Here is a 23927-nt window from a genome sequence, read left to right as displayed (position 1 = left end):
GAAAAGCGCCGCCCACAGGCCACCATCCGGCTTCGAACGGGCTCAGCGGGTCTGCTGGCGCACCACCTCCGCGATATGGCCGTAGAAGGCCTGCATCCCCGTGAACAGGGCGGCCAGCGCCATCACGACGAGCACCACCATGCCCAAGTACGCCAGGTTCCGCCGGGCCCCCGCCTGGCTGTATGTATAGGGCAGCATGCCCACGCTCGCCAGCCCCGCAGAGAGCCACAGGACGAAGGTGACGGACGGGCTGCGGGTCAGGTTGAAGTCTAGCACCGCGCGGGCCCCCTGGAGCAGGAACAGCCCCACCAGCGCCGCGGGCCACGCCAGCATCCGGAGGTCAAGCCCCGTGTACAGGTAAAACCCGGCCATGATGAGCATCAGGGAGAATAGGCCGGTGCTCGTGCCGAACAGTTCGGAGTAGTGGCCGGCCGGAAATCCTGCCCAGTCCGACCAGATGAGCTGCACGAAGCCACCCAGGGAGAACAGCCCGAGGGCGAAGAACAGAGCTCCGAAGGATCTGCGGAGCTCCGCGGTCTCCTTTCCGGTGGCCACGTAGTACAGGTACACAGCCCCCGCGACCCCCGCGGCGGTGACCAAGGCGAGGATCAGAACAAGAGGGTTGTGCGAGCTCACCGCCTGCCTCACGGACATCACCCCCCCTCACGCTCCATTTTACTCCATCTTACCCCTCCGTCTGCGGAGCCCGAGCGTGCGCGAACAGCCGGATGATCTGCTGCTCCACGGTGGGAGAAAGCCCCCGCTCGAACCGCACGGCCTCCCGGGCTGCCACCTCCGCCTCCATCCCCAGCACGTCCCGCAGGAACCGCTGGGAAAGGCGGTACCGCCGTTCCTTTCCGAAGGCCCGGCGGCTCCCCTCCGGGGTGAGCCGGATCCCTTCCCGCCGCGAGTACGTCACCAATCCCATGTGCTCCAGCCGGCGAACCATCTCGTGGGCCGTGGGGGGTGAAACCCCCATCTGGCGGGCCAGGGCGGTGAGGGAAACCTTTCCTCCCCGGGCCTGGAGGTGGAGGAGAGCGCGCAGGTACTCCTCGATCCGACGGCTCGTCACCCACATTCCGGACACCTTCCCCTCAACTCCAGATGCACCCCGGAAACGGAAAACCCCTCCGGAAGCCAGGTCCTGATCCGGGAGAGCCACACCTCGTCCTCCAGGTCGTACACCCGGTGGCAACGCTCGCAGATGAAGTGGACGTGGTCCGTAAGAACCCCGTCGTACCGCCGGTGCCCTCCCGTCACGATCTCGCGGACCAGCCCCTCCTCCTTGAGCACCCGGAGGTTCCGGTAGACGGAGGCGAGGCTCGTGCTCGGCAGATCCGTGCGCACCCGGAGGAGGATCTCCTCCGCGGTGGGATGCGACCGGGTCGCCCGAAGAGCCTCCAGGATGGCTTTCCGTTGCCGTGTCAGCCTCATTAAGAACAGGAATCATTCTCATTATCTGGCGAAACTGAGGAGTTGTCCAGGGGTTATCGGACCGTGACCCGGATGATGTGGTAGCCACTGGCACCCTCGGGGAGGGGAGGTCTGGGGGTAGGATCCTGAGGGAAACCACGGCCATCCCACGCACGCACCGCCAGGGTGTACCGTCCTGGCCGTGCGTCCCACCGAAGGGCCCACAGCACCCAAGTGTGCCGCCCGAGGGGAGGTTTGAGCGCGGCACCTTGCCAGGTTCTCCCCCCGTCGAAGCTCACCTCCACCGCCCGGATCCCACGGTCGCCCGCGTACGCCACCCCTCCTACCCAGACCTGGCCCGCAGGCACCACCGCGCCATCCCGGGGCGTGGTGAACTTGGAGGTGGTCTTCACCACCGCCTCGTCGCTCCAGCCCTGGGACTCCCAGTAGCCCAGGTGGTCCTCGTCCGTGAGTTCGATCCGGGTGATCCACTTGGGGTTCTTCATGCCATACAGGCCCGGGATCACGGCCCGGAGGGGAAACCCATGAGGATTGGGAAGAACCTCCCCGTTCATCTCGTAGGCGAGGAAGGCGTCGGGGTCCAGGAGGTCTGAGAGCGGTAAGGCGGTGTGGTAGCCGTCTGCGCACCGGAACACCACCTTGCGGGCCCGGGGCTTGGGTCTGGCCCGCGCGAGGAGGTCCCGGAACCGCACTCCCCTCCAGACGGCGTTGCCGATGAGGTCTCCCCCCACCGGGTTGCTGATGCACGCAAAGGTGTGGGGCCGGCTGAAGGAGGGCAGCCGCTTGAGATCCTCCAGGGAGAGCCGCAGGGGGGTTTCCACGAGTCCGGTGATCTCCAGTCGCCACCGCCGGGGATCCACCTGGGGGTCGAAGAAGTTCTTGCTCACGGTGTAGAACGCGTGGTTCGGCGTGATCTCCGGCGGAAGTCCCCGGATGCGGTCGAACACCGACCGTGCCCACGCGAAGGCCCGCTCCCCCCACGCGGCGAGGGTCGAACCCCAGAGCACGACCAGCACCAGCCGGGCCCCCCGGCCCAGTACCTCTCGTCTTGTGAGACCCCCGGACCGCGCGGGTCGATCCTGCCCTCGGGGGAGCGCCAGTGCGGCTCCGTACAGGAGGCTACCGGCCGCCAGCAGGGCCGCCGCGTTGGGCAGCGGCCCCAACGCGGCACCGAACCACCCGCCGCCCGCCGCAGGCAGCAGGACCACCGCCCACGCGAGCCACGTGAGCAGGGCGGTCACAAGCCACCGGCCCCAGAAGGTGGTCCTCCGCGCCGGCCGGCGGTCGAAGATCCACGCTCCCCACGCACTCAGGAGGAACACCAGGGTGTTGGCGCCCAACAGCGCCAAATGCTTAGCGAGGTGGCTCACCCCGAGGTACCGCCGCCCCACGTCTTCCAGGAAGTTCACCAGCAGGGCGAAGGCCTCCGGGGAAAGCGCCCGGAAGACCCGCTCGCCCAACGCCTCCACGGGCGGCCGCACCTCTGAGAGGGGACGGAGCCACAGGCTAAGCCCCACGGGGAGGGGACCCAGCATCAGGGCCCCGAAGGCCAGCCACCCCCACAGCCCACCCCACAGCAGCCGGCGCATCTTCCCCTAGGCTACCGCAGACTGGTAACGCATGCGCAACACCTCAGGCGAACCTACCGGGCCAGCAGCCCTACCCGGACCCCGTTGAAGTCGCGGAGGGGGCCGCGGCGGTAGCGGTGGGATTCCAGCTCCTTCACCAGGTCCTCCACGGAGCCCGGGGGCACGGGAGCGACCAGCACGAGCCAGACCCGTCGGTGCTCGGGCCGCAGCAACCGTGCGGCCTCCTGGAAGTGTCGGCGCAGCGCCTCCCGGTTCCACCGCCGCACGTCCGGGTCGATGGTGAGTTCCGGGCCGGGCGGGTCGAAGTAGGGGTGCAGGGCCGACTGTGCACCGCCCATGTAGTAGATCACCACGTCCGTGGGCCGGTAGTGAGCCCGGAGGTAGCGGGCCGCGAGGTCGTACCGGAATCCCTGGTAGACGGGGTTCCCCTGGAGGTTCTCGACCGCGGGCCACAGGAAGAGCAGCACCCCGGTCGCAGCCACCGCACGCACGAGGAAGGGCGAAGCCCGCCGCACCACCTCCTGGAGCCCCACGATCCCCGCTCCCACCGCCACGGCCACGAAGGGCTGGAGGTGCGCGAGGTGGTAGAAGTAGGCAGCTTCCCGCCCCAGCCCCAGGGAGGCCAGGACGAAGACGGCCACGGGGAGGGCCCAGCACAGGCCCAAGAGGCCTGCGCCTGCCCGGTCCCGCCGCCACAGTTCCGCAATACCGGCCGCCGCCAGCACCGCGAAGGGGAACACCAGGAGGGGCTGGTACTTCCACTCCAGGCCCGGCCAGCGCAGGTATCCCGGTGTCCCCAGCAGGTGCCCTCCGAAGGCGTGGGTGGCGAAGAGCTCCAGCACGTACGTGGGCCGCATGGGGTCCCGGTAGGGGATGGGGTTTGCGAAGAGGGACCGCCCCAGGGCCGGGATCCACGGGAGGTACAGCAAAAGGCCCGTGATCCCGCCCAGCCCCAGCCCCCGCCACCGGCGCCGCAGCCCCATCCACACCCCGTGGGCCAGCAGGAGGGGTCCCGCGTAGTAGCTGAGATAGAGCACAAACGCGGCACCCGCGCCGTACCCCACCCAGTCCCGGAGTCGATCCCAGTTGTCCGCCCGATGGAGCATCCACGTAGCCAGGACTGCGGTCGCGGTGAGGGGCGCATACATGCGGATCTCGTTCGCGTTGTAGATCTGGAAGGGGTTGAGGGCCACGAGGGAGGCGGCCAGGACCGCGGATGCGGACCCCGCAAGGCGCCGCGCAAAGCCCCACGTGAGCACCACCGCCGCCATCCCCCACACCACGGAAAGGGCCCGGGCGCTTCGCACATCCCCGCCGAAGACCTGCGTCCACAGCCGCAGCATCACGTAATACCCGGGCGGATGCGGATCCACCCGGGGGAGATTCGCCCAGATGTAGCCCACGGGCCGCCGGGCCACGTTGAGGCTAAAGGCCTCGTCGTGCCAGAGGGTGCGCACGGGGAGCATCTCCAGCCGAAGGCTCAGGGCCAAGAACAGCACCGCCCCGAGCCCCAGGAGCTCCCACCGCCTGTGCCGGAGGCCGGGTGACGGCCGCGCGGGCGATTCCGCGTCCGGCATCCGTATCCCCAGATTCATGGCTTCCCTCCCCTGCGCACGAAGAGCGTCACCCGCACTCCCTCAAACTCCCGGAACTCCCGGACCCGGTGCGTCCGCGCAAGCCGCCGGTACGTGGCCGCAAAAAGCCCCGGGGGCATGGGGGGTTCTTCCACCACCCACACCCGTTCCCGGTGTGCCAGCCTCCGCATCTCCCTTTTTACCCGATCCGGACCTGGAACCGTGCGGCGGGTACCGAGCAGGACCACCTCCGAGCGGAGATCCGGGGCGTAGTACAGAAGGCCGAGCCGTTCCCACGAGGGATACACCACCACCGCGTCCGCGGTTCGGACGTGTGACCGCAGATACGCCCCCAGGGCTTTGCGATCCCCGGTTCCCGCGGTGGGGTGGGCGGCGAACTCCCCCAGGGAGGCAAAGCGGAGGCCGAGCAGGACCGCCAGGGCTCCCACCCCCAGGGCCCGCCGCCTCCATGGCCACCGGGCTCCTTCCGCCGCGGCCGCCCCCACGGCCAGGGCGAAGAAGGGCAAGGTGAAGACGAAGTACCTGGGATACGCCACCAGGGAGCGGGTCCACAGGGAAACGCCCAGCAGGACGGCGACAGGCACCCCCCCGCACCACGCGGCAAGGGCGGCCAAGCCGGGATCTGCCCGGCGGAGGGCGCCCGCTCCCAGGATCACCGCCGCCCCCACGGGCAGGGCCAGGAGGAGCTGGACCCATCCCTCCGCGGTGGGGTGCAGGTACGGGGAGGCCGTGCCCAGCACCCGTCCGCCGAACCCCACCAGGTGCAGGATCTGGAGCGGCAGGGTAGCGGGAAGGGGGCCGCGCCAGGGCGGGTTGAGGCGGCCGTCCGCGAGGTGGTGCCACAGTACCGCGAGCCAGGGAGCGAAAGTGAGTCCACTGATGCCAGCGGCGGCCAGAAACACCTTGCGGGCCGCCGGGGAGCCGTGCCGGAAGGCAAACCCGCAGAGGGCCACGCACAACCACCCGCTCAGGTAGTGGGTGTAGAGGAGGGCCGCCAGCAGCCCCGCAAGCCGCCACGGAGCCCGCTGTGGCTGGAGCACGCTCCCGAGCACCTCCAGGGCCGCCAGGGCGAACAGGGCCGTAAGCAGCGCGTACCGGGTGGCCTCCACCGAGGCGTACAGGAAGAGGGGAGAGCTGAGGAGCCACAGGGCCGCAGCCTGTCCCGCCAGAGGCGAGGCCTCGGATCCCAGCCGCGCCACCGCCCCCACCGCCACAAGCCCTGCCACGGCGGAGAGCGTGCGGAGGGCAAGCTCCCCGGAACCGAACGCCACGATCCAGGCCTTGAGGAGGAGGTAGTAGAGGGGCGGGTGGGCGTCGTGGAGGTAGACGAACCGGAGAAGTTCTCCCAGAGGGAGGGAGGCCACGTGGGCCGCGAAGAGCTCGTCGAAGGAGAGGCTGCGCTGGCCCAGAGGCAGGAGTGCTCCCCCGAGCACCATCCCTCCCGCGGCAAGAAGACGCCCGGTTCCGCGCAAACGGGCTCCTAGGCCCTCCCGATCCTGAATCTGTCCCAAGGTCCTGGCCTGCACCGCGCCCTCCTCTAGCAACTCCCCTGCCAAAGACCCTGGGCAAAAAGCGGCGGCCGGCTCGTAGCCGGCCGCCGCCGGGGGAGGGTGGTGCTACGGCGGCTAGAAGCCGGAGGAGCTGATGATCCGGCTCCCAGTGCTCTGGATGGTGTACGTGATGGTGGCTCCATCCACCGGGCCCTGGCCCACCGCGCTCGCGACACAGGGACCCGTTCCAGAACAGTTGCCGCCACCGAATGACCAGTTGGCGGTGTCCTCCGGAAGCCGGACCGCGGCAGTTCCGGCGAACGAATTCCTCTCCACGTAGTGCAGCCACTGCGCGGTGGCCCACTCCTGGAGCCTCTCCGCGGCCTCCGCGTAGTACGCCTTCCGCCGGGTGCTGAGGTAACTGGGCAGGGCCAGCGCCAGCAGGATGGCGAGGATCACGATCACCATGATGAGCTCAATCAGGGTGAACCCCCGCTCCTCCCTCAGTTTCCTTCGGATACGTCCGAACATAGTTCCCTCCTCTCGGTCTGGTCTAGAGATCCTCCCGAAGCGCTAACAGAGCAACTTCCGTGCCACCACCTCCTTTCCCAGAACGCCTGCTGACCTTCGATTGCCCGCCTCCGCCCGGTTCAGGCGCCTCCCCTGAGGAGGCCCCTCAGAACCCTTCCCAGGCGACCTGGCTGGTGCCGTCCCCGCTGAGCACCACCACCACCCTGGCGCCCTCCACGGGGGTCCCCGGGTTCCCCTTGGCGAGCAGGGTGCACTTCACCGCCGCGCAGGTCCCGTACAGAAAGGTCCAGGAGGAGGTGGGGGAGGCTGGGTCAGCAGGAAAACCGTCGAAGGTCTGCCGGGCGAGGTAGTGGGCCCAGGCGGCCTCGCGCATCTCCTGCAGCTTCTCCCCGGCCTCCGCGAAGTACGCCTTGCGCCGCGCGTTGTAGTAGCTCGGCAGAGCCAGGGCCAGGAGGATCCCCAGGATGGCCACCACCATCACCAGCTCCACGAGCGTGAACCCCTCCTCTCGCCGCACCATCCTGCCCTGCACAAGAGCAACCTCCGTGCCACCTAGAACCCGTAGGAGGCCACCTCCGTGCTTCCGTTCGCCCGCAGGGTCACCACCACGGTGGCCCCGCTCACCGGGGTTCCCTCCCTTCCCCGGGCCCGCAGCAGGCACACCCCGTCCCGGCACACCCCGTAGCTGAAGATCCAGTGGCGGGTGGGCGGAGGGGTGGCGGGCACGAGGCCGTCGAAGGTCCCCCGGTGGAGGTAGTGGGCCCAGGCGACCCGGCGCATCCGTTCAAGCCCCTGCTCCGCCTCCCCGTAGGTGGCCCGGCGGCGGGCCGTGTAGTACTCCGGGATCCCCAGGAGCACCAGGGTCGCAAGAAGCAGCAGGAGGGCCACCGCCGCAAAGGGATCTGGGAGCAGGTTTGCCCGCCCTTGCCCTCTCGTCATACCGCGGTCGTCCTCCATCCCTACCCATACAATGCCCAACTTTCCGGCTTGTTAGACACCTCCATGGGCTTCAATCGCAAAAAGGAGGGGGCGGGATCTTCCCGCCCCCTCCTTGACCCACGGACACGGAGCCGGATTAGGCGCCCGGTGTCTTCTCCTCCTCTTCCTCCTTCTTCTCCACCACCACGGCCTCGGTGGTGAGCAGCAGGCCCGCGATGGAGGCGGCGTTCTGCAGGGCGGAGCGGACCACCTTCGCGGGATCCACCACCCCGGCCTGGAACATGTCCTCGAACCGGCCGGTGAGCACGTTGTAGCCCACGTTGGGGTCCTGCTGCTGGCGCACCTTCTCCACGATGATGGAGCCCTCCTGCCCCGCGTTCACCGCCAGCTGCCGGAGGGGCTCTTCCAGGGCCTTGCGCACGATCTGGGCGCCCACGGCCTCATCCCCCTCCAGCTGGAGCGCCTCGATGGCCTTCTGGGCGCGGAGCAGGGCCACGCCGCCGCCGGGCACGATCCCTTCCTCCACCGCGGAGCGGGTGGCAGAGAGCGCATCCTCCACCCGGGTCTTCCGGTACTTCATCTCCGTCTCGCTGGCGGCGCCGATGCGGATCACCGCCACGCCGCCCACCAGCTTTCCCAACCGCTCCTGCAGCTTCTCCCGGTCGTAGTCGGAGTCCGTCTCCTCGATCTGCTTGCGGATCTGCTGGATCCGCTTCTCGATCTCCTTGGGATCCCCCGCACCGCCCACGATGATGGTCTCCTCCTTGCGGACCCGCACCTGCTTGGCCCGGCCCAGCTGCGAGAGGTCTGCGTTCTCCAGCTTGAGGCCGAGCTCCTCACTGATGACGGTACCGCCCGTGAGGATGGCGATGTCCTGCAGGATGGCCTTCCGTCGCTCCCCGAAGGCGGGCGCCTTCACCGCGCAGACGCTGAGGGTACCCCGCAGCTTGTTGACCACCAGGGTGGCCAGGGCCTCGCCCTCCACGTCCTCCGCGATCACCAGGAGCGGCTTGCCCGTCTGCACCACCCGCTCCAGCACGGGCAGAAGATCCCGTACGGAGGAGACCTTGCGGTCCGTGATCAGGAGGAAGGGCTCCTCCAACACGGCCTCCATCTTCTCGGGGTCGGTGATGAAGTAGGGGGAGATGTAGCCCTTGTCGAACTGCATCCCCTCCACGATCTCCACCGTGGTCTCAATCCCCTTGCTCTCCTCCACGGTGATGACGCCGTCCTTGCCGACCTTGTCCATGGCATCCGCGATGATCTTGCCGATGCTGGGGTCGTTGGCGGAGATGGTGGCCACCTGCTCGATGGCCTCCTTGGTCTCCACGGGCTTGCTGATCTTGCGGATGTGCTCCACCGCCGCCTCCACGGCCCGGTCGATGCCCCGCTTGAGGGCCATGGGGTTGCTGCCCGCGGCCACGTTCTTCAGGCCCTCGTGGATGATGGCCTGGGCCAGGATTACGGCGGTGGTGGTGCCATCCCCCGCCACGTCGTTGGTCTTGCTCGCCACCTCCCGCACGAGCTGCGCTCCCGCGTTCTCAAATGGGTCTTCCAGCTCGATCTCCTTCGCCACCGTCACCCCATCGTGGGTGATGGTGGGGGAACCCCACTTCTTCTCCAGAACCACGTTGCGGCCCTTGGGGCCCAGGGTGATCTTCACCGCATCCGCCAGCTTGTTCACCCCGCGCTCCAGGGCCCGACGCGCCTCCTCGTTGTACAGGAGCACCTTCGCCGGCATCCCGCCTCACCTCCCTACGCCTTGGCCGCCGCCGGCTCGCGCTCGACGATGGCCAGGATGTCGCTCTGACGGAGGATCAGGTACTCCTCCTCCTCGATCTTCACTTCCGTGCCCGCGTACTTCGCGAAGAGCACTCGGTCCCCCACCTTCACGTCCATCGGAAGGCGCTTGCCGTCCTCGGTGAGGGCCCCGGGACCCACGGCCACCACCTCCCCGTGCTGGGGCTTCTCCTTGGCCACGTCGGGCAGCACGATGCCGCCCTTGGTGCGCTCCTCCTCCTCCAGAGGCTTCACCACCACCCGATCTCCCAGGGGCTTCAGCCTCACGGCGCATCCCTCCTTTCCTGGTTTTGGGAATCCATCGGGGTGTTAGCACTCGAGAGCCTCGAGTGCTAAGTCCGGTACCCATACTACCCGCTTCGGGTCCCGGTTTCAAGGGTGTGGGAAAGCCTCCAACGGGAGGTCGGGGTGGGCGTCGAGGGTCCAGGGGGCGTGCTGGCCCCGCTGAAGGCGCCGCAGGCCCGCGTAGGCGATCATGGCGGCGTTGTCCGTGCACAGCTCGGGTGGCGGAACGAGGAGGGGGATCCCGAGCGCCTGTGTTTCCTCCCTCAGCCGCCTCCGGAGGAGGCGGTTGGCGGCCACTCCGCCCGTGAGGATCACGGAGGCGGGTGAGCGGTCCCGGACGGCCCGCAGGGTACGCGAGACAAGGTGCTCTGTGGCGGCCCGCTGGAAGGAAGCGGCCACGTCCGCGGGGTTCGGGGGCGGGACCTTCCGCAGGGCCAGCACCACCGCGGTCTTGAGCCCGCTGAAGCTGAAGTCATAGCCCGGTTCCGCCTCAAGGGGCACGGGTAGCGGCACGGCCTCCGCATCCCCCTCCTGGCTCAGGCGGTCGATCTCTGGCCCTCCGGGGTACCCCAGACCCAGGGCCCGGGCCACCTTGTCGAAGGCCTCGCCCGCGGCGTCGTCCCGGGTCCTTCCGAGGAGTTCGTACCGGCCCTCCTCCGGGATCCACACGAGGTCCGTATGGGCCCCTGAGACGATGAGGGCGAGGGCGGGCAGGAGAGCGGGTCCGTGGGCGAGGAAGGCGGCGTAGAGGTGTCCTTCCAGGTGGTTTATGCCCGCGAGGGGAAGCCCTGCCGCGAAGGCCAGGGCTTTGGCATAAGCCACCCCCACCGCGAGGGCGCCCACAAGTCCCGGGCCGCAGGTGACGGCTACTCCCGCGAGGTCCCGGATCTGGACCCCCGCCCGCTCGAGTGCCTCTGCCACCACGGGAATCAACCGCTCCAGGTGCCGGCGGGAAGCCAACTCGGGCACCACGCCCCCGTAGCGGGCGTGGAGGTCCGCTTGGGAGGCCACCACGCTGGAGAGGATGGTGCGGTCCCGGACCACCGCGGCCGCGGTCTCGTCGCACGAGGTCTCGATGCCGAGAACCGGTCCTTCGATCACGGTTCAGGGATCTGTTGCGCGAGCCGGGCTTTGAGGGCCTCTAGCCGGGAGCGGAAGGGCTCTTCTAGGATGTTGCCGGTCCACATGATGAGGGCGTCCTCGCCGTTGTCCGTGTAGTAGCCCTTCCGTACGTGGACCTCCCGGAACCCGTACTTCCGGTACAGGTTCTGGGCGATGCGGTTGGACTTCCGGACCTCCAGGGTGACCCACCTGGCCCCCCGGTTGCGGGCCTCCTCGATGAGGGCCACCAGCAGCCGCTCCCCGATCTTCCGGCCGCGCCAGGCGGGATCCACGGCGATGGTGGTGATGTGGGCCTCCTCCAGGATGATCCACATCCCCGCATAGCCCACCACCTCCTCCCCTACCCGGGCCACGATGTAGTACGCGGTGCGGTTCTCCCGGATCTCCCGGCGGTACGCATTCGGAGGCCACGGGGTAGGAAAGGAAGCCCGCTCGATCTGCAGGATCCTCGGGATGTCCTGCTCCCGCATGCGCTCGATCCGTACGGGCAGAAGGGTCTTCATTCCCCAGCTCCGCGCGGCGCCACCAGCCACACGGGAGGTCGGAAGGAGCCGGCCCGGCCATACCGGGGCTGGATGGCCTGCAGCGGTTCGCCCCCCGTCCGCAGCAGCCGCTCCCGACCCAGCTCGGCCACGGCGGCCGCCCGCGGGCCCCACAGGGCCCGGGGCGCCGTGTGCGCCCGGGGAAAGGCCTGCCGCAGAAGGTGCCCGTAACGGTGGAGTCCGTCTCCCACGAAGGTGAGCTCTTCCACGCCGAACTCCCGCAGCCGGCCGAGGACGATTTCCGGTGTCGCCGTGAGCTCCTCCATAAGGACGCGGTAGCTCTCCCCTTCCCGGACGAACAGCGCCGCGGAGATCTCCCCGCGCCTGGCATCCAGCACGGGGACCACGAAGGGAGCTGGTGAGCATCCCACGGCCAGGGCGTGCAGGGTGGAGACCCCGCAGGCGGGAACCCCCCGGGCGTGGGCCCATCCCACCGCGGTGGCGATCCCTACTCGCAGGCCCGTAAAGGACCCAGGGCCCGTGGAGACCGCCACGCCCCTTACGTCCTCCGGGGCGAGATCGGCATCACGCAGCATCCCCTGGATAGCGGGCACCAGCCATTCCAGGGCCCGCCGCCAGGCCCGTCGCGTGCGTTCTGCCCGCAGTCCGGTCTCGTCCACCAGGGCTACGCTGACGGTCTCGGTGGCGGTCTCGATCCCGAGCACCAGCACGGTCAGCCCTTCGTGGAGGAGGTGGCTTCCACCATGGCCTCCGCGAGTCGGCGGCTGCGCACGCCCCGGGGCTCGAGGTGGACGATCCGGGTGGACTCGTCCGCGATCTCCAGGCGGATCCACAGGGCATCCGGCGGGAGGAGGTGTTCTGCTCGCTCCGCCCACTCCACGAGCACCACTCCGCCCTCGTCGAACAGCTCCTCCAGTCCAAGGGGCTCCAGTTCCTCCGGGCGCAGCCGGAACAGGTCCACGTGGTAGATGGGGAGTCGGCCCCGGTACTCGTGCACGATGAGGAAGGAAGGGCTCGCCACCCGACCCCGGGCCTCCAGGGCCTGGGCCACACCCTGCACCAGGGTGGTCTTGCCGGAGCCCAGCTCGCCCACCAGGGCCACCACATCTCCCGGTCGCAGCGCCGCGCCCAGTCGGCGGCCCAGCTGCCGGGTTTCCTCCGCGCTGCGGGTCGTCCGCTGCATGGTTACCCTCCCCGGGCGTCGCGACCCAGGAACGGCCGCACGAGGTCAATGGGCAACGGGAAGATGGTGGTGCTGTTCTGCTCGCTGGCGATCTCCGCCAGGGTCTGGAGGTAGCGGAGCTGGAGTGCGATGGGCTGCTCCGCCATCTTCCGGGCAGCCTCCACCAGACGCTCCGCGGCCTGGTATTCGCCTTCCGCGTTGATGATCTTGGCCCGCCGTTCCCGCTCCGTCTCCGCCTGCCGGGCCATGGCCCGCTTCATGCCCTCCGGCAGCACCACGTCCCGCACCTCCACCGCGGTCACCTTGATTCCCCAGGGTTCTGTGGCCTCATCGATGATGCGCTGCAGCTGCGCGTTCACCTGATCCCTCCGGGAGAGGAGGTCATCGAGCTCGTGTTGGCCCACCACGCTGCGCAGGGTGGTCTGGGCATACAGGGCTGTGGCCCGCACGAAGTCCTCCACCTTCACGATGGCGTCCTCCGGATTCACCACCCGGAAGTACACCACCGCGTCCACGGTGACGGGGACGTTATCGCGGGTCATCATCTCCTGGCGCGGCACGTCCATGGTGACCACCCGGAGGTCCACCTTCACCATGCGGTCGATGAAGGGGATGAGGAGGATCAAGCCGGGGCCCCTTGCGCCCACCAGCCGGCCGAGACGGAAGACCACACCCCGCTCGTACTCCCGCACGATCCGCACCATGCTCGGCAGAACCAGGAGGAGGAAGATGGCCAGGGCGATGAGCGCCGTCATGCGGTTCCCTCCTTCCGGACTTTGAGTCGCAACCCCTCCACCTCCACCACGCGGACCCGGCTTCCCTCCGGGATCCGGCCGTCCACGGACTCCGCGGTCCACAGCTCCCCCTGTACGAACACCACGCCCTGCGGCGTCAGCTCCGATCGGGCCTCCCCTACGGCCCCCAACAGGGCCTCCCTCCCCGTGGTGGGCCGGCGGCGCTGGGCCCGCAGGCCCGCACCGACCGCGAACAGGAAGAAGGCGGCGCTCACCAGGGCGATGGCCACCGCGAGCTCGATGCTCATGCGCAGGTACGGCTCCTGGTTGCTGGTGAGGAGGATGGCCCCGAGGATGAAGGAGATCACCCCGCCCACGGAGAGGATGCCGTGGCCGGGGATGAACAGGTCCGCGAGGAACAGGAGCACCGCGAGCCCGATGAGGGCCAGTCCCGCGTAGTTCACCTGGAGGATGGCGAGGGAGGTCAACCCCAGCACGAGGGCGATGGCGCCCACGATACCGGGGAGGATGGCCCCAGGGTTGTTGAGCTCGAAGATGATCCCGTAGACCCCGATGGTGAGCAGGATGAGGCCGATGTTGGGATCCGCCAGGAGATCCAGCATCCGCTCCCGGAGATCCATCCCCAGAGCTACCAGCTCCGCGCCCCGGGTGGTGAGGGCGATCCGCTCCCCCCGCACCTCCACCCACCGACCGTCCACCCGATTCAGCAGATCCCGCACGTCCCGGGCCAGGAGATCCGCCACCCGCAACCGCACCGCCTCCTCCGCGGGGATGCTGGCCGCCTCCCGCACGGCCCGCTCTCCCCACTCCGCGTTCCGGCCCCGCCGGTGGGCCAGGGTGCGGATGCGGGCCACCGCATCCTCCGTGACCTTGCGTTGCAGGGCCCGCTGGTTTTCGGTCTCCTGTTGATCTCCGCCGCCCGCGAACACAGGGGTGGCGGCCCCCACGTTGGTGGTGGGCGCCATGGCGGCCACGTGAGCCGCATAGAGGATGAACACGCCCGCGCTGCCGGCCCGGGCACCCGGAGGGGAGACGTATACGATGACGGGAACCGGGGAGGCCAGGATAGCCTTCGTGATCTGATCCATGGAGGTCATGAGACCTCCGGGCGTATCCAGCTCCACCACCAAGGCCTCCGCGCCCGCCCGCTCTGCCTCCCGGATGCCCCGCTGGATGTAGATGGCGGTGGCCGGGGAGATGATGCCCTCCACCCGCAGCACGTACACCCGGGGCCGTGGCGCGGCTGCCCAAAGCAGCCCCCACGCCATCAGGACAACCAGGGGAAAAAGCCACCTGATCCGCTGCACCATGACCCCCTGCCCTAACGGTACCCTACTCCGGGGCCCCCGAAAAGCGGCCTTGTTGAACCCGGTAAGGGGGCGGAGGTGCCGCCACATGGCCCTCTCACGCCCCGGCAGGAAAGGCGATCTCCCCCGCTACCAGGGTAAAGACCGCCCGGAATTCCTCGTCTAGGACGCACAGGTCCGCCCGCATCCCCGGGAGGAGGATCCCCCGATCCGTAAGGCCCAGGAGTCGGGCAGGGGTGGTGGAGGCGCCGCGTACCGCGTCCGCGAGGGGAATCCCCCACCGCACGAGGTTGGCGATCCCCTGGTCCATCCGCAGGCTGCTTCCGGCCAGTCTTCCGTCCGGCAGGCGACAGGTGCCGTCAGGCCCCATGGAGATCTTCCGGCCGCCGAGGGTGTACGTACCCGGCGGCATGCCCGCGGCCGCACAGGCATCCGTGGTGAGGACGACGCGGTCCGGTCCCACCAGCCGGTACACCAACCGGACCACCGCGGGGTGGAGGTGCACGCCATCCGGGATGAGGCCCACCAGGCAGCGGAGATCCTCCACGACGGCTCCCACGACTCCCGGTTCCCGGTGGTGCAATCCCCGCATGGCGTTGAAGAGGTGCGTGGCCATTCGGGCATGCTGCAGGGCCCGCCGGGTCTCCTCATAGGTGGCATCCGTGTGGCCGATGGCCACCACAACCCCCTCCTCCCGGAGCCGCCGGATCAGGGCCTCCGCGCCCGCAAGCTCTGGGGCCAGGGTGCACATTCGCAGGTCCGGGAGCGCGTCCGCGATCAACCGCCACACCTCCGGATCGTCCGGGGCCCGCAGATGACGGGGGTCATGGGCTCCGGCGCGGGCGGGGTTGAGGACCGGGCCTTCCAGGTGGACACCCAGAAGCGCGGCCCCCAAAGGCCGCGCGCGGCGCAGCACCCGCAGGGCGTGGCGCAACCGATCCACCGGGGCGCTCACCAGGGTCGCGAGGAACCCCGTGGTTCCCGTGGTGGCCAGGCGGCGGGATAGCTCGTCCACCTGCGCTTCATCCGCGGTGAGAAGATCCACGCCGAAGCCGCCGGCCACCTGGAGATCCACAAACCCGGGGACGAGATGGCCTGTGGGGAAGACCCAGTCCGCGTCCCGGGGAATCCCCTCCCCCACCGCCGCGATGCGTCCGGACCGTACCACCACGTGGCCGGGAGCGAACTCCCGGGTGGCCCCGAGGACGCGACCCGCGGCCAGAATCACGGCAGAGCTCCGGGGATGGTGACCGGAAGCCGTCCGGTGGGCTTCAGGTGCCCCGCAAGCGCCCGCGCCGCAGCCCTCAGGCTCGCGGGATCCGGCCCGTAGGCCACGAGGTAGCTCCGGACTTCGGGGAAGGCCGCGAGCTCGTACGGGGCCCCGGCCCCCACCACCACGAGCCGCTCCCGGTAGCGTGCCCAGAGTTCCCGCACGAGGCCCGTGTGCGTCCCCTTGCGCCATCCCGAACTCAGTACCACCACGTTCTCCCACGCCCCCCGCGCCAAGTCCTCCAAGGAGGGCACGGCCTCCACCTGGGGAAAGACACTCCGGAGCTCCCGGATGAAGACGCTCCCTTCCTCGAGCCCCAAGCAGAGGACCGCGGTGCGGCCTGGAGGAAGGGGAATACGGGCCTGCCGAACCAGGGTGAGCCCGCGCCGGGCGAGCTCCTGGACCTTCTGCTCGAGCGCCGCGAGAGGCGGGGAAGCCTCCTCGGCGGGCAGTAGGGCATGGCCGCGCTTGAGGCGCTCGATGCGCCGCACACCTTCCCGGAGCTCTGACCACGAGAGGCAACCCTGCAGGACGGCTTCCCGAGCCGCCTGGATCCCGATCCACTGCTCCTCCGGGCTTCCCAGATTCAGGAGCACATCCGCACCAGCCCGGAGGCTCTGCACCACCGCCTCCGCCCGGCTCCACCGCCCGCGCACGGCCCCCATGCCCAAGGCGTCCGTGAACACAACGCCCTCAAACCCCATCTCCCCCCGCAGCAGATCCCGCAGGATGCGCCTGGAGAAGGTGGCGGGGAGATCCGGATCGAGGGCGGGGTAGAGGACGTGGGCGGTCATGAGGGCTTCTGCCCCGGCCTCCAGGGAAGCCCGGAAGGGCAGGAGATCCACCTGTTCAAGCTCCCCTCTCCTTTTGGGAACTACGGGGAGGTCGAGGTGGGAGTCCACCGCGGTGTCGCCGTGCCCTGGGAAATGCTTGGCGATCCCGAGGATGCCGCACGATTGAAGACCCCGTAGGTAGGCGCACCCCAGGCGTGCCACCGTGCGGGGGTCTTGCCCGAAGGACCGGGGACCGATGATGGGATTTTGCGGATTCGTGTTCACGTCCAGCACAGGGGCATGGTTGGCGTTGATCCCCAGCCACCGGAGCACGGCTCCCGTGACGCGCCCTGCTTCGTATGCATCGGCTTCCTCCCCGGAGGCGCCGAGCGCCATGGGGGAGGGACAAAGGGGAACGTCCCGGAGGGTGTTCACCCACCCCCCCTCCTGATCCACGGTGATCCACAGGGGCGGGAGGGAAGCCTCGCGGGCAAGCCGCTGTAGGTCCGCCACCAGGCTTCTCACCTGCTCGGGGGAGGCCACGTTCTTGGGGAAGAGGATCACCCCACCCACCCGCCCCTCCCGCACGAGGCGCTCGACCGTGGGGTCTAGTTCCGTCCCTGCGAAGTCCACCACGAACCGCTGGCCCACCAGGTCGTGGAGGTGGTCCATGGTTCTAGCCCGCCGCAAACCGCACCGCTTGCCCGGGCCCGTACTGCGCGAACCGTCCCAGCTCCTCCTCCGGGATTACCGCGAGCACGGGGTATCCGCCCGTGGTGGGGCCGTCCCGCATCAGGACGATGGGCTGCCCATCCGGAGGGATCTGCACGGCGCCCGGGATCATGCCCTGGGAGAGGATCTCGCCGGAGCCTGCGTGGGGAATGCGGGGGCCTTCGAGGCGGTATCCGGAACGGTCGCTCTGCGCGCTCACCATGTAGGCGGAGGCCACGAACCGCTCGAAGGCACCGGGCGCAAAGGCTCCGAGGTGCGGACCCGGAAGGACCCGGATGGGGCCTGCTTTTGGCTCGGGGGAGGGAGGCCTCCCTCCTCCCATCCCACGGCCCACGGAGAGCACGTCCCCGGTCCGGAGAGGCCTGCCTTCCAGCCCTCCCAGGCGGGCCCGGACATGGGTGCTGTGGCTTTCAAGGACCGGGGGGACCTGTATCCCACCGCCAACCGCGAGGTAGGCCCACATACCGTGCCGGCGGCCCCGAAACCGGACCACCTCTCCCCGCCGCCACCGCACGGGTTGGTAAAGGGGGACAGGTCTTCCGGACAACTCCGGGGCGAAGTCCGCACCCGCCAGTGCCATCACCAGGTCCACGAGCGCCTCCAGGGCGGGTGCGGGCCAGGTGAATTCCAGGCCCGCGGCCTCCGGCGGGTTCCCCACACATTCGTTGGCGAGCCTCAGGGACTCCGGATCCATGGCACCGGAAGGTGGTACCCCGTAGCGCCGGTACCCCGAGCGCCCCAGGTCCTGGACCGTGGTACACAGTCCTCCCCTGAGCACCGCGATGGCCGGCCTCCCCTCCCGCGGGGGCGCGGGGGGAGGAGGGGGCTCCTGGAACTCCTCCGGAGGAACCGGGAAAAATCGCACCCGGTCTCCCACCTCTAGGAGCGCGGGAGGGGACCGGGTGGGGTCGAAGACTAAAAGGGAGGTGCGCCCGAGGAGGTTCCACCCTCCCGCCGTGGGCGCGGGGTAGATGCCCGTGAGGCGGCCTGCGACCCCTACGGATCCAGGGGGGACCGCGGTCCGGGGTCGGGGGAGGCGGGGTGCCGCAATCCGATCGGGCACGGTGGCCATGTACGGGAACCCGGGAGCGAACCCCAGCATGTACACCAAGTACTCCGTGCCGGAGTGGAGCGCCACCACCTCTTCGGGGGACACGCCCGCCCATGCGGCAACCCGATCGAGATCCGGCCCGTGGACTCCCCCGTACGCGACGGGGATCTCGTGGGTTCTGCTGCGGGTGAGGGGTTCCGGTTCTCCCGACCGCTCTGCGAGGGCTTGCTCGACGGCCCGTACGTCCGCGGGGCCTTCCAGCAGGGCCAGGACCGAGCCGTAGGCGGGCACGGTCTCCCTCACCCCCGGGATCTGGCGGAGGGCTCGGTCCACGCTCAGCACCCGCGACAGCATCCGGGGCGAGATCTCCTCTCCCAGCTCCACCAGTACCGCGCACCGGCCGAAGGGAACCAGACGCACGGCTACCGATAGACCCTGGGCAGGCGCGGGGAGAGGCGGGAGACGATCTCGTGCGGGATGGTACCGCACGTCCTCGCCACCTCCTCCACGGGCACGTGAGGTCCCAGCAGCTCCACCTCGTCCCCCTCCTCCGCGGGGAGATCACCCACGTCCAGCATGAGGGCGTCCATGCACACCCGCCCCGCGTACGGCACCCGGGTTTCCCGGAAGAAGGCCATCCCGCCCTCGGACAGTGCCCGGGGAAGCCCGTCCGCATACCCTACGGGCACCGTAACGAGGGTGGTCTCCCGCGAGGTGCGGTAGATCCCCCCGTACCCGACCCGGGTACCCTGCGGAACCCGTCGCACCTGCGCCACCCGGGCAACCAGGCGCAGGGCGGGCTGCAGCGTGGGGGTCGGCACGCCGGGGGAGAGGCCGTACAGGGCGATTCCCACCCGCACCAGGTCGTAGTGGGCGTCCCGCAGGGTGAAGGTGGCGGCACTGTTCGCCGCGTGCCGGAAGGGCACCCGATGCCCTCTCGCTTCCAGGACAGCCAGGACCTCCTGGAACCGCTGCAGCTGGCTCCGGGCAAAGGCGAGGTCCTCATCCGCGGTGGCGAAGTGGGTATAGACTCCCTCCAGGTGCAGGCCGGGCGTGGAGGTGATGGCGTCCGCCACGGGCAGAACCTCCTCAGGGGGGAATCCGAACCGCCGCATCCCCGTGTCCACCTCGAGGTGGATCGCGAGGCCGAAGGCGGAGCGGACCGCGGCCCGCCGCGCAGCCTCCAGACTCCCGGGCGAGAAAACCGTGAACGAAACCTGATGGGGCGCGAGTTCCAGCATCTCCTCCGGCTCCGCGGGGCCCAGCACCAGTATGGGGGCGGAGACCCCGGCTTCCCGCAGGACCCTAGCCTCCGAGGGAAAGGCTACCCCCAGCCATGCCGCTCCGGCCTCCACCGCGGCTTTTGCGACGGGCACCATGCCGTGCCCGTAGGCGTCCGCCTTCACCACCGCCAGGAGCTGCGTGGATCGGCCCAGCACACGGCCTACCGTCCCCACGTTGTGGCGGATGGCGCCGAGATCCACCTCAACTTGGACGGGCCGCATGGAGGTAGGTCACGGGTTCAGGCATCGTCCCTTCCTGGATGCGGCGGATGACCAGGGGGATGGCGTCCGCCACCTCCCGGGCCAGCAGGCCCCGATCGCCGAGGGAGGCCGCCACGAGGTCGCCTGCAGCCCCGTGCAGGAAGGCACCCACCCAGGCGGCGTCGAAGGGACCCAGGCCTTGGCCGATGAGGGCTGCGATGGCACCCGTTAGCACGTCGCCCATGCCGCCCGTAGCCATCCCGGGGTTTCCGGTGGGGATCACGACCAGCCGGCCGTTTGGGTCCGCCACCACCGTCCGGGCACCTTTGAGCACCGTCACAGCACCGGTGATCCGGGAGGTGGATTGGGCCGCGTGGATCCGTCCCCGCTGGATCTCCGCGGTGGAGACTCCCAGGAGACGGCCGAGCTCCCCCGGATGCGGGGTGATGATCACGGGAGAACGGGCCTCCCGCAGGACCTCCGGATGCCCCGCCAGCACGTTGATCCCATCCGCATCCAGGACCACGGGACGGGGACTGGTCCGGATCACTTCCCGAACGAGGTGGGGGACATCTCCCCGGGTTGTCAGGCCCGGGCCGATTCCCACCACATCCGCCTCCTGCACCAGTTCCAGGATTGCCTCCAGGGAAGCGGCGCAGAGGACTCCTCCCTCGTCCGGAAGCCCAAGTGGCATCGCCTCCACCACGGAGCTGGCCACCGCCGGGTAGATGGATTCCGGTACCGCAAGTCGCACCAGACCCGCGCCCGTACGCAGGGCTCCCAGGGCCATGAGCCGCGGAGCTCCACTGAACCAGCTGCTCCCCCCTACCAGCAACACCCGGCCATAGGTCCCCTTGTGGGTGTCGGGGGCCCGGGGAGGGAGGAGGGTGCGGACCTGCGCCACGGTGCTGAGCTCCGTGCGAATCCCGAGATCCTCCACCAGGGTCCGGGGAATTCCGAGATCCGCCACCACCACCTGTCCGCAGAACTCCGCGCCCGGATAGACCACCATCCCCACCTTCGGGAATCCCATGGTGACCGTGATCGTGGCCCGCACGCAGGGTCCCTCCACCCGGCCGGTGTCCGCTTCCAGGCCGGAGGGTACGTCCACGGACAGGATGGGGATCCGGGCATCGTTGAGGATCTCGATGGCCCGGGCCGTCAGTCCCACCGCGGGCCCGCGGAACCCCGTGCCGAAGATGGCATCCACCACCAGCTGGTAGCCGCGCGCCGCGGCCCGAAGGGCGGTGTCCACGGGGCCCACCACGTTGTCCACCTCGATCCCGGCCGCCCGGGCTGCCCGGAGGTTTGCCGCCGCGTCTCCGGAGAGATCCTGGTCCCGGGCCAACAGCATCCCACGCACGGGTACGCCCGCGTTCTGCAGGTGCCGGGCCGCGCACAATCCGTCCCCCCCGTTGTTGCCTTTGCCGCACACCACCAGCACCCGACCCCCGCCCCGCTCCTCCAGGAACTTGCAGGCCACCTGGGCCACCGCACGGCCCGCGTGCTCCATGAGGATCGTGGTGGGGATTCCGATCTCCGCGGCGCGGCGCTCAATCGTGCGCATCTGCTCCGAGGTTACTAGCTTCATCGCTCCTCCTCCCCCGGTTCCTCCCCCTCCGCGACCGCGAAGGCCGCGGCGTACTCGTGCCCGTGCGTGAGGGAGACATGGACCTCTCGGATCCCCCTCCGCCGCGCCACCCGGGCGGCCCGCCCCCAAAGCCGCACCCGGGGTCGACCCGTGGGGTCGTTGGTAATCTCCACCTCCCGCCAGCCCACCCCCTTGCGGCCGGTCCCCAGGGCCTTCATCACCGCCTCCTTCGCTGCGAACCGGGCGGCGAGCCGCAAGACCCGGTTGGGGCCCCCGCCCGCCCGCAGCCGCTCGGACTCGGTGAAGATGCGCGCCACAAATCGCCCCCCCCACCGCGCCAGGGCCCGCTGGATGCGGGGGACCTCCACCAGGTCCACGCCGATGCCGAGAATCCTCACGCCTCCTCGGGTCCCTCCGCCTCCTCCACCAGCATCACGGGAATGCCTTCCCGCACCGGATAGCGCCGGCCGCAGCGGGTACACACCAGACAATCCCCTTCCGGGCGAACCGGGGTCCTGCACACAGGACAGACGAGCAACGCGAGGAGCTCCGGGTCCACCATCCCGGATTGGAGTTCGCGATGGGACCCGAAGGCTCCTCGGGAATTTTTACTCCACGGTGACGCTCTTGGCGAGGTTGCGGGGTTGATCGATGTCGTGCCCCCGCTCCCGGGCCACGTGATAGGCCAGCAGCTGCAGGGGCAGAATGGCCAGGATGGGGCTCAGGAGGTCGTGGGTGCGGGGAATGCGGAGGACCGCGTCTGCGTGCCTGCCTACCTCTACGTCGTCCGCGTAGGCCACGGCGATCACGTACCCGCCCCGGGCCTTTACTTCCTGGAGGCTGCTGATGGTCTTCTCGTACACCTCCCGCTGGGTGAGCACCACCACCACGGGGGTGCCATGGGTGACCAGGGCCAGGGTTCCGTGCTTCAGCTCTCCCGCGGGCATGGCCTCGGAGTGGAGGTAGCTGATCTCCTTGAGCTTGAGGGAACCCTCCAGGGCCACCGCGTAGTCCAGACCCCGGCCGATGAAGTACAGGTGCTCCGCCTCGCAGATCCGGCGTGCCAGGTGGAGGATGTCCTCCTGGTCGTTCAGGACTTCCTGTATCTTGCAGGGCAGGTGCTGCAGCTCCTGCAGCAGGGTCTGGTGGAGGCGCACATCCAGCCCCATCCGGCGCTCCCGGAGGAAGAGGGCCAGGAGCACCTGGGCCACCAGCATGGCCAGATAGGCTTTCGTGCTGGCCACCGCGATCTCCGGGCCCGCCCGGATGTAGAGGACGTCGTGGGCCTCCCGGCTCAGGGTGCTGCCCACCACGTTGGTGATAGCCAGGATCCGGGAACCCCGGGCCCGGCACAGGCGGGCGGCCGCCAAGGTGTCCGCGGTCTCCCCAGACTGGCTGATAGCCACGGTGAGGGTGTCCGGGCCCAACAGGGGATCTCGGTAGCGGAGCTCGTGCGCGTAATCCACCTCCACCGGAATTCGAAGCAGGCGCTCCAGCACCATCCGACCGTACAGCCCCGCGTGGAAGGCGGTGCCGCACGCGGTGATCCAGATCTCCCCGAGCCCCTCCACGAACCCCTCAGGGAAACGCACATCCTCCAGGTAGACCCTCCCCTCGGGGGTGATGCGGCCCATCAGGGTCTCCGCAAGAACCTGAGGTTGCTCGAAGATCTCCTTCAGCATGAAGTGCGGGTAGCCCGCGCGCTCCGCCTGCTCCGCGTTCCAGGTCACGTGTACCCTGTCCCGCCTCACGGGGGTACCGTCCAGACGGAACAGGCGCGCCCCGTCCTTTGTGACCACCACCATCTCCCCGTCCTCCACCACCAGCACGTCCCTGGTGTACGGAAGGAGGGCTGGGATGTCGGAGGCGAGGAGCATCTCGCCCTGACCGAAGCCCACCACGAGCGGGCTGATCATCCGCACGGCCACCAGGCGGTCAGGCTCCTGCGCGCACATGGCCACGAGGGCATATGCCCCCCGGGCCCGCCGCACCGCACGGCGGACGGCCTCTGCAAGATCCCCCTGGTATTCCTCCTCGATGAGGTGGGCGAGGATCTCCGTGTCCGTGTCCGACCGGAAGACGTGCCCGCGATGCAGAAGCTCCTCCCGCAGGGGGAGGAAGTTCTCGATGATGCCGTTGTGGATCACCGCGAACCGCCCGGACTCATCCGCATGCGGGTGGGCGTTGGTGTCCGTGGGCTGCCCGTGGGTGGCCCAACGGGTGTGTCCAATGCCCGGGCTGCCCTCCACGGGCTCCCGTTCCAGGAGCTCCACCAGGCGCCCCAGCTTCCCCGCGGTCTTCCGCACCGCGATGGTGCCGTCCCGGACCACCGCGATCCCCGCGGAGTCATACCCCCGGTACTCCAGGCGCCGCAGGCCGTCCAGGAGGACTTCCACCGCGTTGCGCTCCCCGATGTACCCCATGATGCCGCACATGGCCCACCTCCATACGGAGAGGGGGCGGACACCTGGGTCGGTGTCCGCCCCGCACCCT

At 69.5% G+C, this 23927-nt stretch carries 24 protein-coding genes and 1 pseudogene; all 25 read right to left on the bottom strand.

What is annotated here, in order from left to right:
* Nucleotides 1-42 precede the first annotated feature (42 nt).
* The 25 genes and pseudogenes from N0A24_03890 to glmS all read right to left on the bottom strand — a co-directional run bounded on the left by N0A24_03890 (nucleotide 43) and on the right by glmS (nucleotide 23869).
* On the bottom strand, nucleotides 43-654 hold the full coding sequence (locus tag N0A24_03890; GenBank protein ID MCS7172538.1) for a DUF981 domain-containing protein: 612 nt from the start codon (nucleotides 652-654) through the stop codon (nucleotides 43-45).
* 31 nt (nucleotides 655-685) lie between these two features.
* Nucleotides 686-1078, bottom strand: coding sequence for a metal-dependent transcriptional regulator (locus N0A24_03885; GenBank protein ID MCS7172537.1), 393 nt, complete (start codon nucleotides 1076-1078; stop codon nucleotides 686-688).
* Nucleotides 1069-1434, bottom strand: a complete 366-nt coding sequence (locus tag N0A24_03880) for a transcriptional repressor (GenBank protein MCS7172536.1) — start codon at nucleotides 1432-1434, stop codon at nucleotides 1069-1071. The genes N0A24_03885 and N0A24_03880 overlap by 10 nt, the downstream gene beginning before the upstream one ends.
* A 53-nt stretch (nucleotides 1435-1487) precedes the next feature.
* The gene (locus N0A24_03875) at nucleotides 1488-3023 is read right to left on the bottom strand and encodes a molybdopterin-dependent oxidoreductase (GenBank protein ID MCS7172535.1); all 1536 of its coding nucleotides are present in this window, start codon (nucleotides 3021-3023) and stop codon (nucleotides 1488-1490) included.
* 53 nt (nucleotides 3024-3076) lie between these two features.
* Nucleotides 3077-4618: a glycosyltransferase family 39 protein gene (locus tag N0A24_03870; protein ID MCS7172534.1), complete on the bottom strand. Its 1542-nt coding sequence runs from the start codon at nucleotides 4616-4618 to the stop codon at nucleotides 3077-3079.
* On the bottom strand, nucleotides 4615-6144 hold the full coding sequence (locus N0A24_03865) for a glycosyltransferase family 39 protein (protein MCS7172533.1): 1530 nt from the start codon (nucleotides 6142-6144) through the stop codon (nucleotides 4615-4617). The genes N0A24_03870 and N0A24_03865 overlap by 4 nt, the downstream gene beginning before the upstream one ends.
* Nucleotides 6145-6243: 99 nt before the next feature.
* Nucleotides 6244-6639 carry a prepilin-type N-terminal cleavage/methylation domain-containing protein gene (locus tag N0A24_03860; protein MCS7172532.1) on the bottom strand — a complete coding sequence of 132 codons (396 nt, stop codon included), beginning with the start codon at nucleotides 6637-6639 and terminating at the stop codon, nucleotides 6244-6246.
* A gap of 421 nt (nucleotides 6640-7060) precedes the next feature.
* A pseudogene (locus N0A24_03855) lies at nucleotides 7061-7159 on the bottom strand (prepilin-type N-terminal cleavage/methylation domain-containing protein).
* Between the two features lie 32 nt (nucleotides 7160-7191).
* Nucleotides 7192-7578, bottom strand: coding sequence for a hypothetical protein (locus N0A24_03850; protein ID MCS7172531.1), 387 nt, complete (start codon nucleotides 7576-7578; stop codon nucleotides 7192-7194).
* A gap of 136 nt (nucleotides 7579-7714) precedes the next feature.
* On the bottom strand, nucleotides 7715-9319 hold the full coding sequence (groL, locus tag N0A24_03845) for a chaperonin GroEL (GenBank protein ID MCS7172530.1): 1605 nt from the start codon (nucleotides 9317-9319) through the stop codon (nucleotides 7715-7717).
* Nucleotides 9320-9333: 14 nt separating this feature from the next.
* Entirely contained in the window at nucleotides 9334-9645 is a 312-nt protein-coding gene (groES, locus tag N0A24_03840) for a co-chaperone GroES (GenBank protein ID MCS7172529.1), read from the bottom strand.
* A gap of 105 nt (nucleotides 9646-9750) precedes the next feature.
* A complete protein-coding gene (gene tsaD / locus N0A24_03835) occupies nucleotides 9751-10761 on the bottom strand; it encodes a tRNA (adenosine(37)-N6)-threonylcarbamoyltransferase complex transferase subunit TsaD (protein ID MCS7172528.1) in 1011 nt (336 codons plus the stop codon).
* Nucleotides 10761-11288, bottom strand: a complete 528-nt coding sequence (gene rimI / locus N0A24_03830) for a ribosomal protein S18-alanine N-acetyltransferase (protein ID MCS7172527.1) — start codon at nucleotides 11286-11288, stop codon at nucleotides 10761-10763. The genes tsaD and rimI overlap by 1 nt, the downstream gene beginning before the upstream one ends.
* Nucleotides 11285-11998: a tRNA (adenosine(37)-N6)-threonylcarbamoyltransferase complex dimerization subunit type 1 TsaB gene (gene tsaB, locus N0A24_03825; protein ID MCS7172526.1), complete on the bottom strand. Its 714-nt coding sequence runs from the start codon at nucleotides 11996-11998 to the stop codon at nucleotides 11285-11287. Before tsaB ends, rimI begins: the two co-directional genes overlap by 4 nt.
* A 2-nt stretch (nucleotides 11999-12000) precedes the next feature.
* Nucleotides 12001-12471 (bottom strand): tRNA (adenosine(37)-N6)-threonylcarbamoyltransferase complex ATPase subunit type 1 TsaE, encoded by a 471-nt coding sequence (gene tsaE, locus N0A24_03820; protein MCS7172525.1) that lies wholly within the window; start codon nucleotides 12469-12471, stop codon nucleotides 12001-12003.
* A 2-nt stretch (nucleotides 12472-12473) separates the two neighbouring features.
* Nucleotides 12474-13226 (bottom strand): slipin family protein, encoded by a 753-nt coding sequence (locus N0A24_03815; protein ID MCS7172524.1) that lies wholly within the window; start codon nucleotides 13224-13226, stop codon nucleotides 12474-12476.
* Nucleotides 13223-14536 carry a nodulation protein NfeD gene (locus N0A24_03810; GenBank protein MCS7172523.1) on the bottom strand — a complete coding sequence of 438 codons (1314 nt, stop codon included), beginning with the start codon at nucleotides 14534-14536 and terminating at the stop codon, nucleotides 13223-13225. The genes N0A24_03815 and N0A24_03810 overlap by 4 nt, the downstream gene beginning before the upstream one ends.
* Nucleotides 14537-14630: 94 nt before the next feature.
* Nucleotides 14631-15761 carry an N-acetylglucosamine-6-phosphate deacetylase gene (gene nagA / locus N0A24_03805; protein MCS7172522.1) on the bottom strand — a complete coding sequence of 377 codons (1131 nt, stop codon included), beginning with the start codon at nucleotides 15759-15761 and terminating at the stop codon, nucleotides 14631-14633.
* On the bottom strand, nucleotides 15758-17266 hold the full coding sequence (gene nagZ / locus N0A24_03800; GenBank protein ID MCS7172521.1) for a beta-N-acetylhexosaminidase: 1509 nt from the start codon (nucleotides 17264-17266) through the stop codon (nucleotides 15758-15760). The genes nagA and nagZ overlap by 4 nt, the downstream gene beginning before the upstream one ends.
* The gene (pxpB, locus tag N0A24_03795; protein ID MCS7172520.1) at nucleotides 17253-18848 is read right to left on the bottom strand and encodes a 5-oxoprolinase subunit PxpB; all 1596 of its coding nucleotides are present in this window, start codon (nucleotides 18846-18848) and stop codon (nucleotides 17253-17255) included. Before pxpB ends, nagZ begins: the two co-directional genes overlap by 14 nt.
* Nucleotides 18782-19864, bottom strand: coding sequence for an alanine racemase (gene alr / locus N0A24_03790; GenBank protein ID MCS7172519.1), 1083 nt, complete (start codon nucleotides 19862-19864; stop codon nucleotides 18782-18784). The genes pxpB and alr overlap by 67 nt, the downstream gene beginning before the upstream one ends.
* Complete coding sequence (locus N0A24_03785; protein MCS7172518.1) at nucleotides 19845-21434, bottom strand: NAD(P)H-hydrate dehydratase; 1590 nt, start codon at nucleotides 21432-21434, stop codon at nucleotides 19845-19847. The genes alr and N0A24_03785 overlap by 20 nt, the downstream gene beginning before the upstream one ends.
* A complete protein-coding gene (locus N0A24_03780; protein MCS7172517.1) occupies nucleotides 21431-21832 on the bottom strand; it encodes a holo-ACP synthase in 402 nt (133 codons plus the stop codon). The genes N0A24_03785 and N0A24_03780 overlap by 4 nt, the downstream gene beginning before the upstream one ends.
* Entirely contained in the window at nucleotides 21829-21996 is a 168-nt protein-coding gene (locus N0A24_03775; protein MCS7172516.1) for a Trm112 family protein, read from the bottom strand. Before N0A24_03775 ends, N0A24_03780 begins: the two co-directional genes overlap by 4 nt.
* Before the next feature lie 46 nt (nucleotides 21997-22042).
* Nucleotides 22043-23869: a glutamine--fructose-6-phosphate transaminase (isomerizing) gene (gene glmS / locus N0A24_03770; protein MCS7172515.1), complete on the bottom strand. Its 1827-nt coding sequence runs from the start codon at nucleotides 23867-23869 to the stop codon at nucleotides 22043-22045.
* Nucleotides 23870-23927 lie beyond the last annotated feature (58 nt).

This window comes from Armatimonadota bacterium (genome assembly GCA_025059775.1).
GTDB lineage: Bacteria > Sysuimicrobiota > Sysuimicrobiia > Sysuimicrobiales > Sysuimicrobiaceae > Sysuimicrobium.
This window is presented reverse-complemented; position numbering and strand designations above follow the sequence as displayed.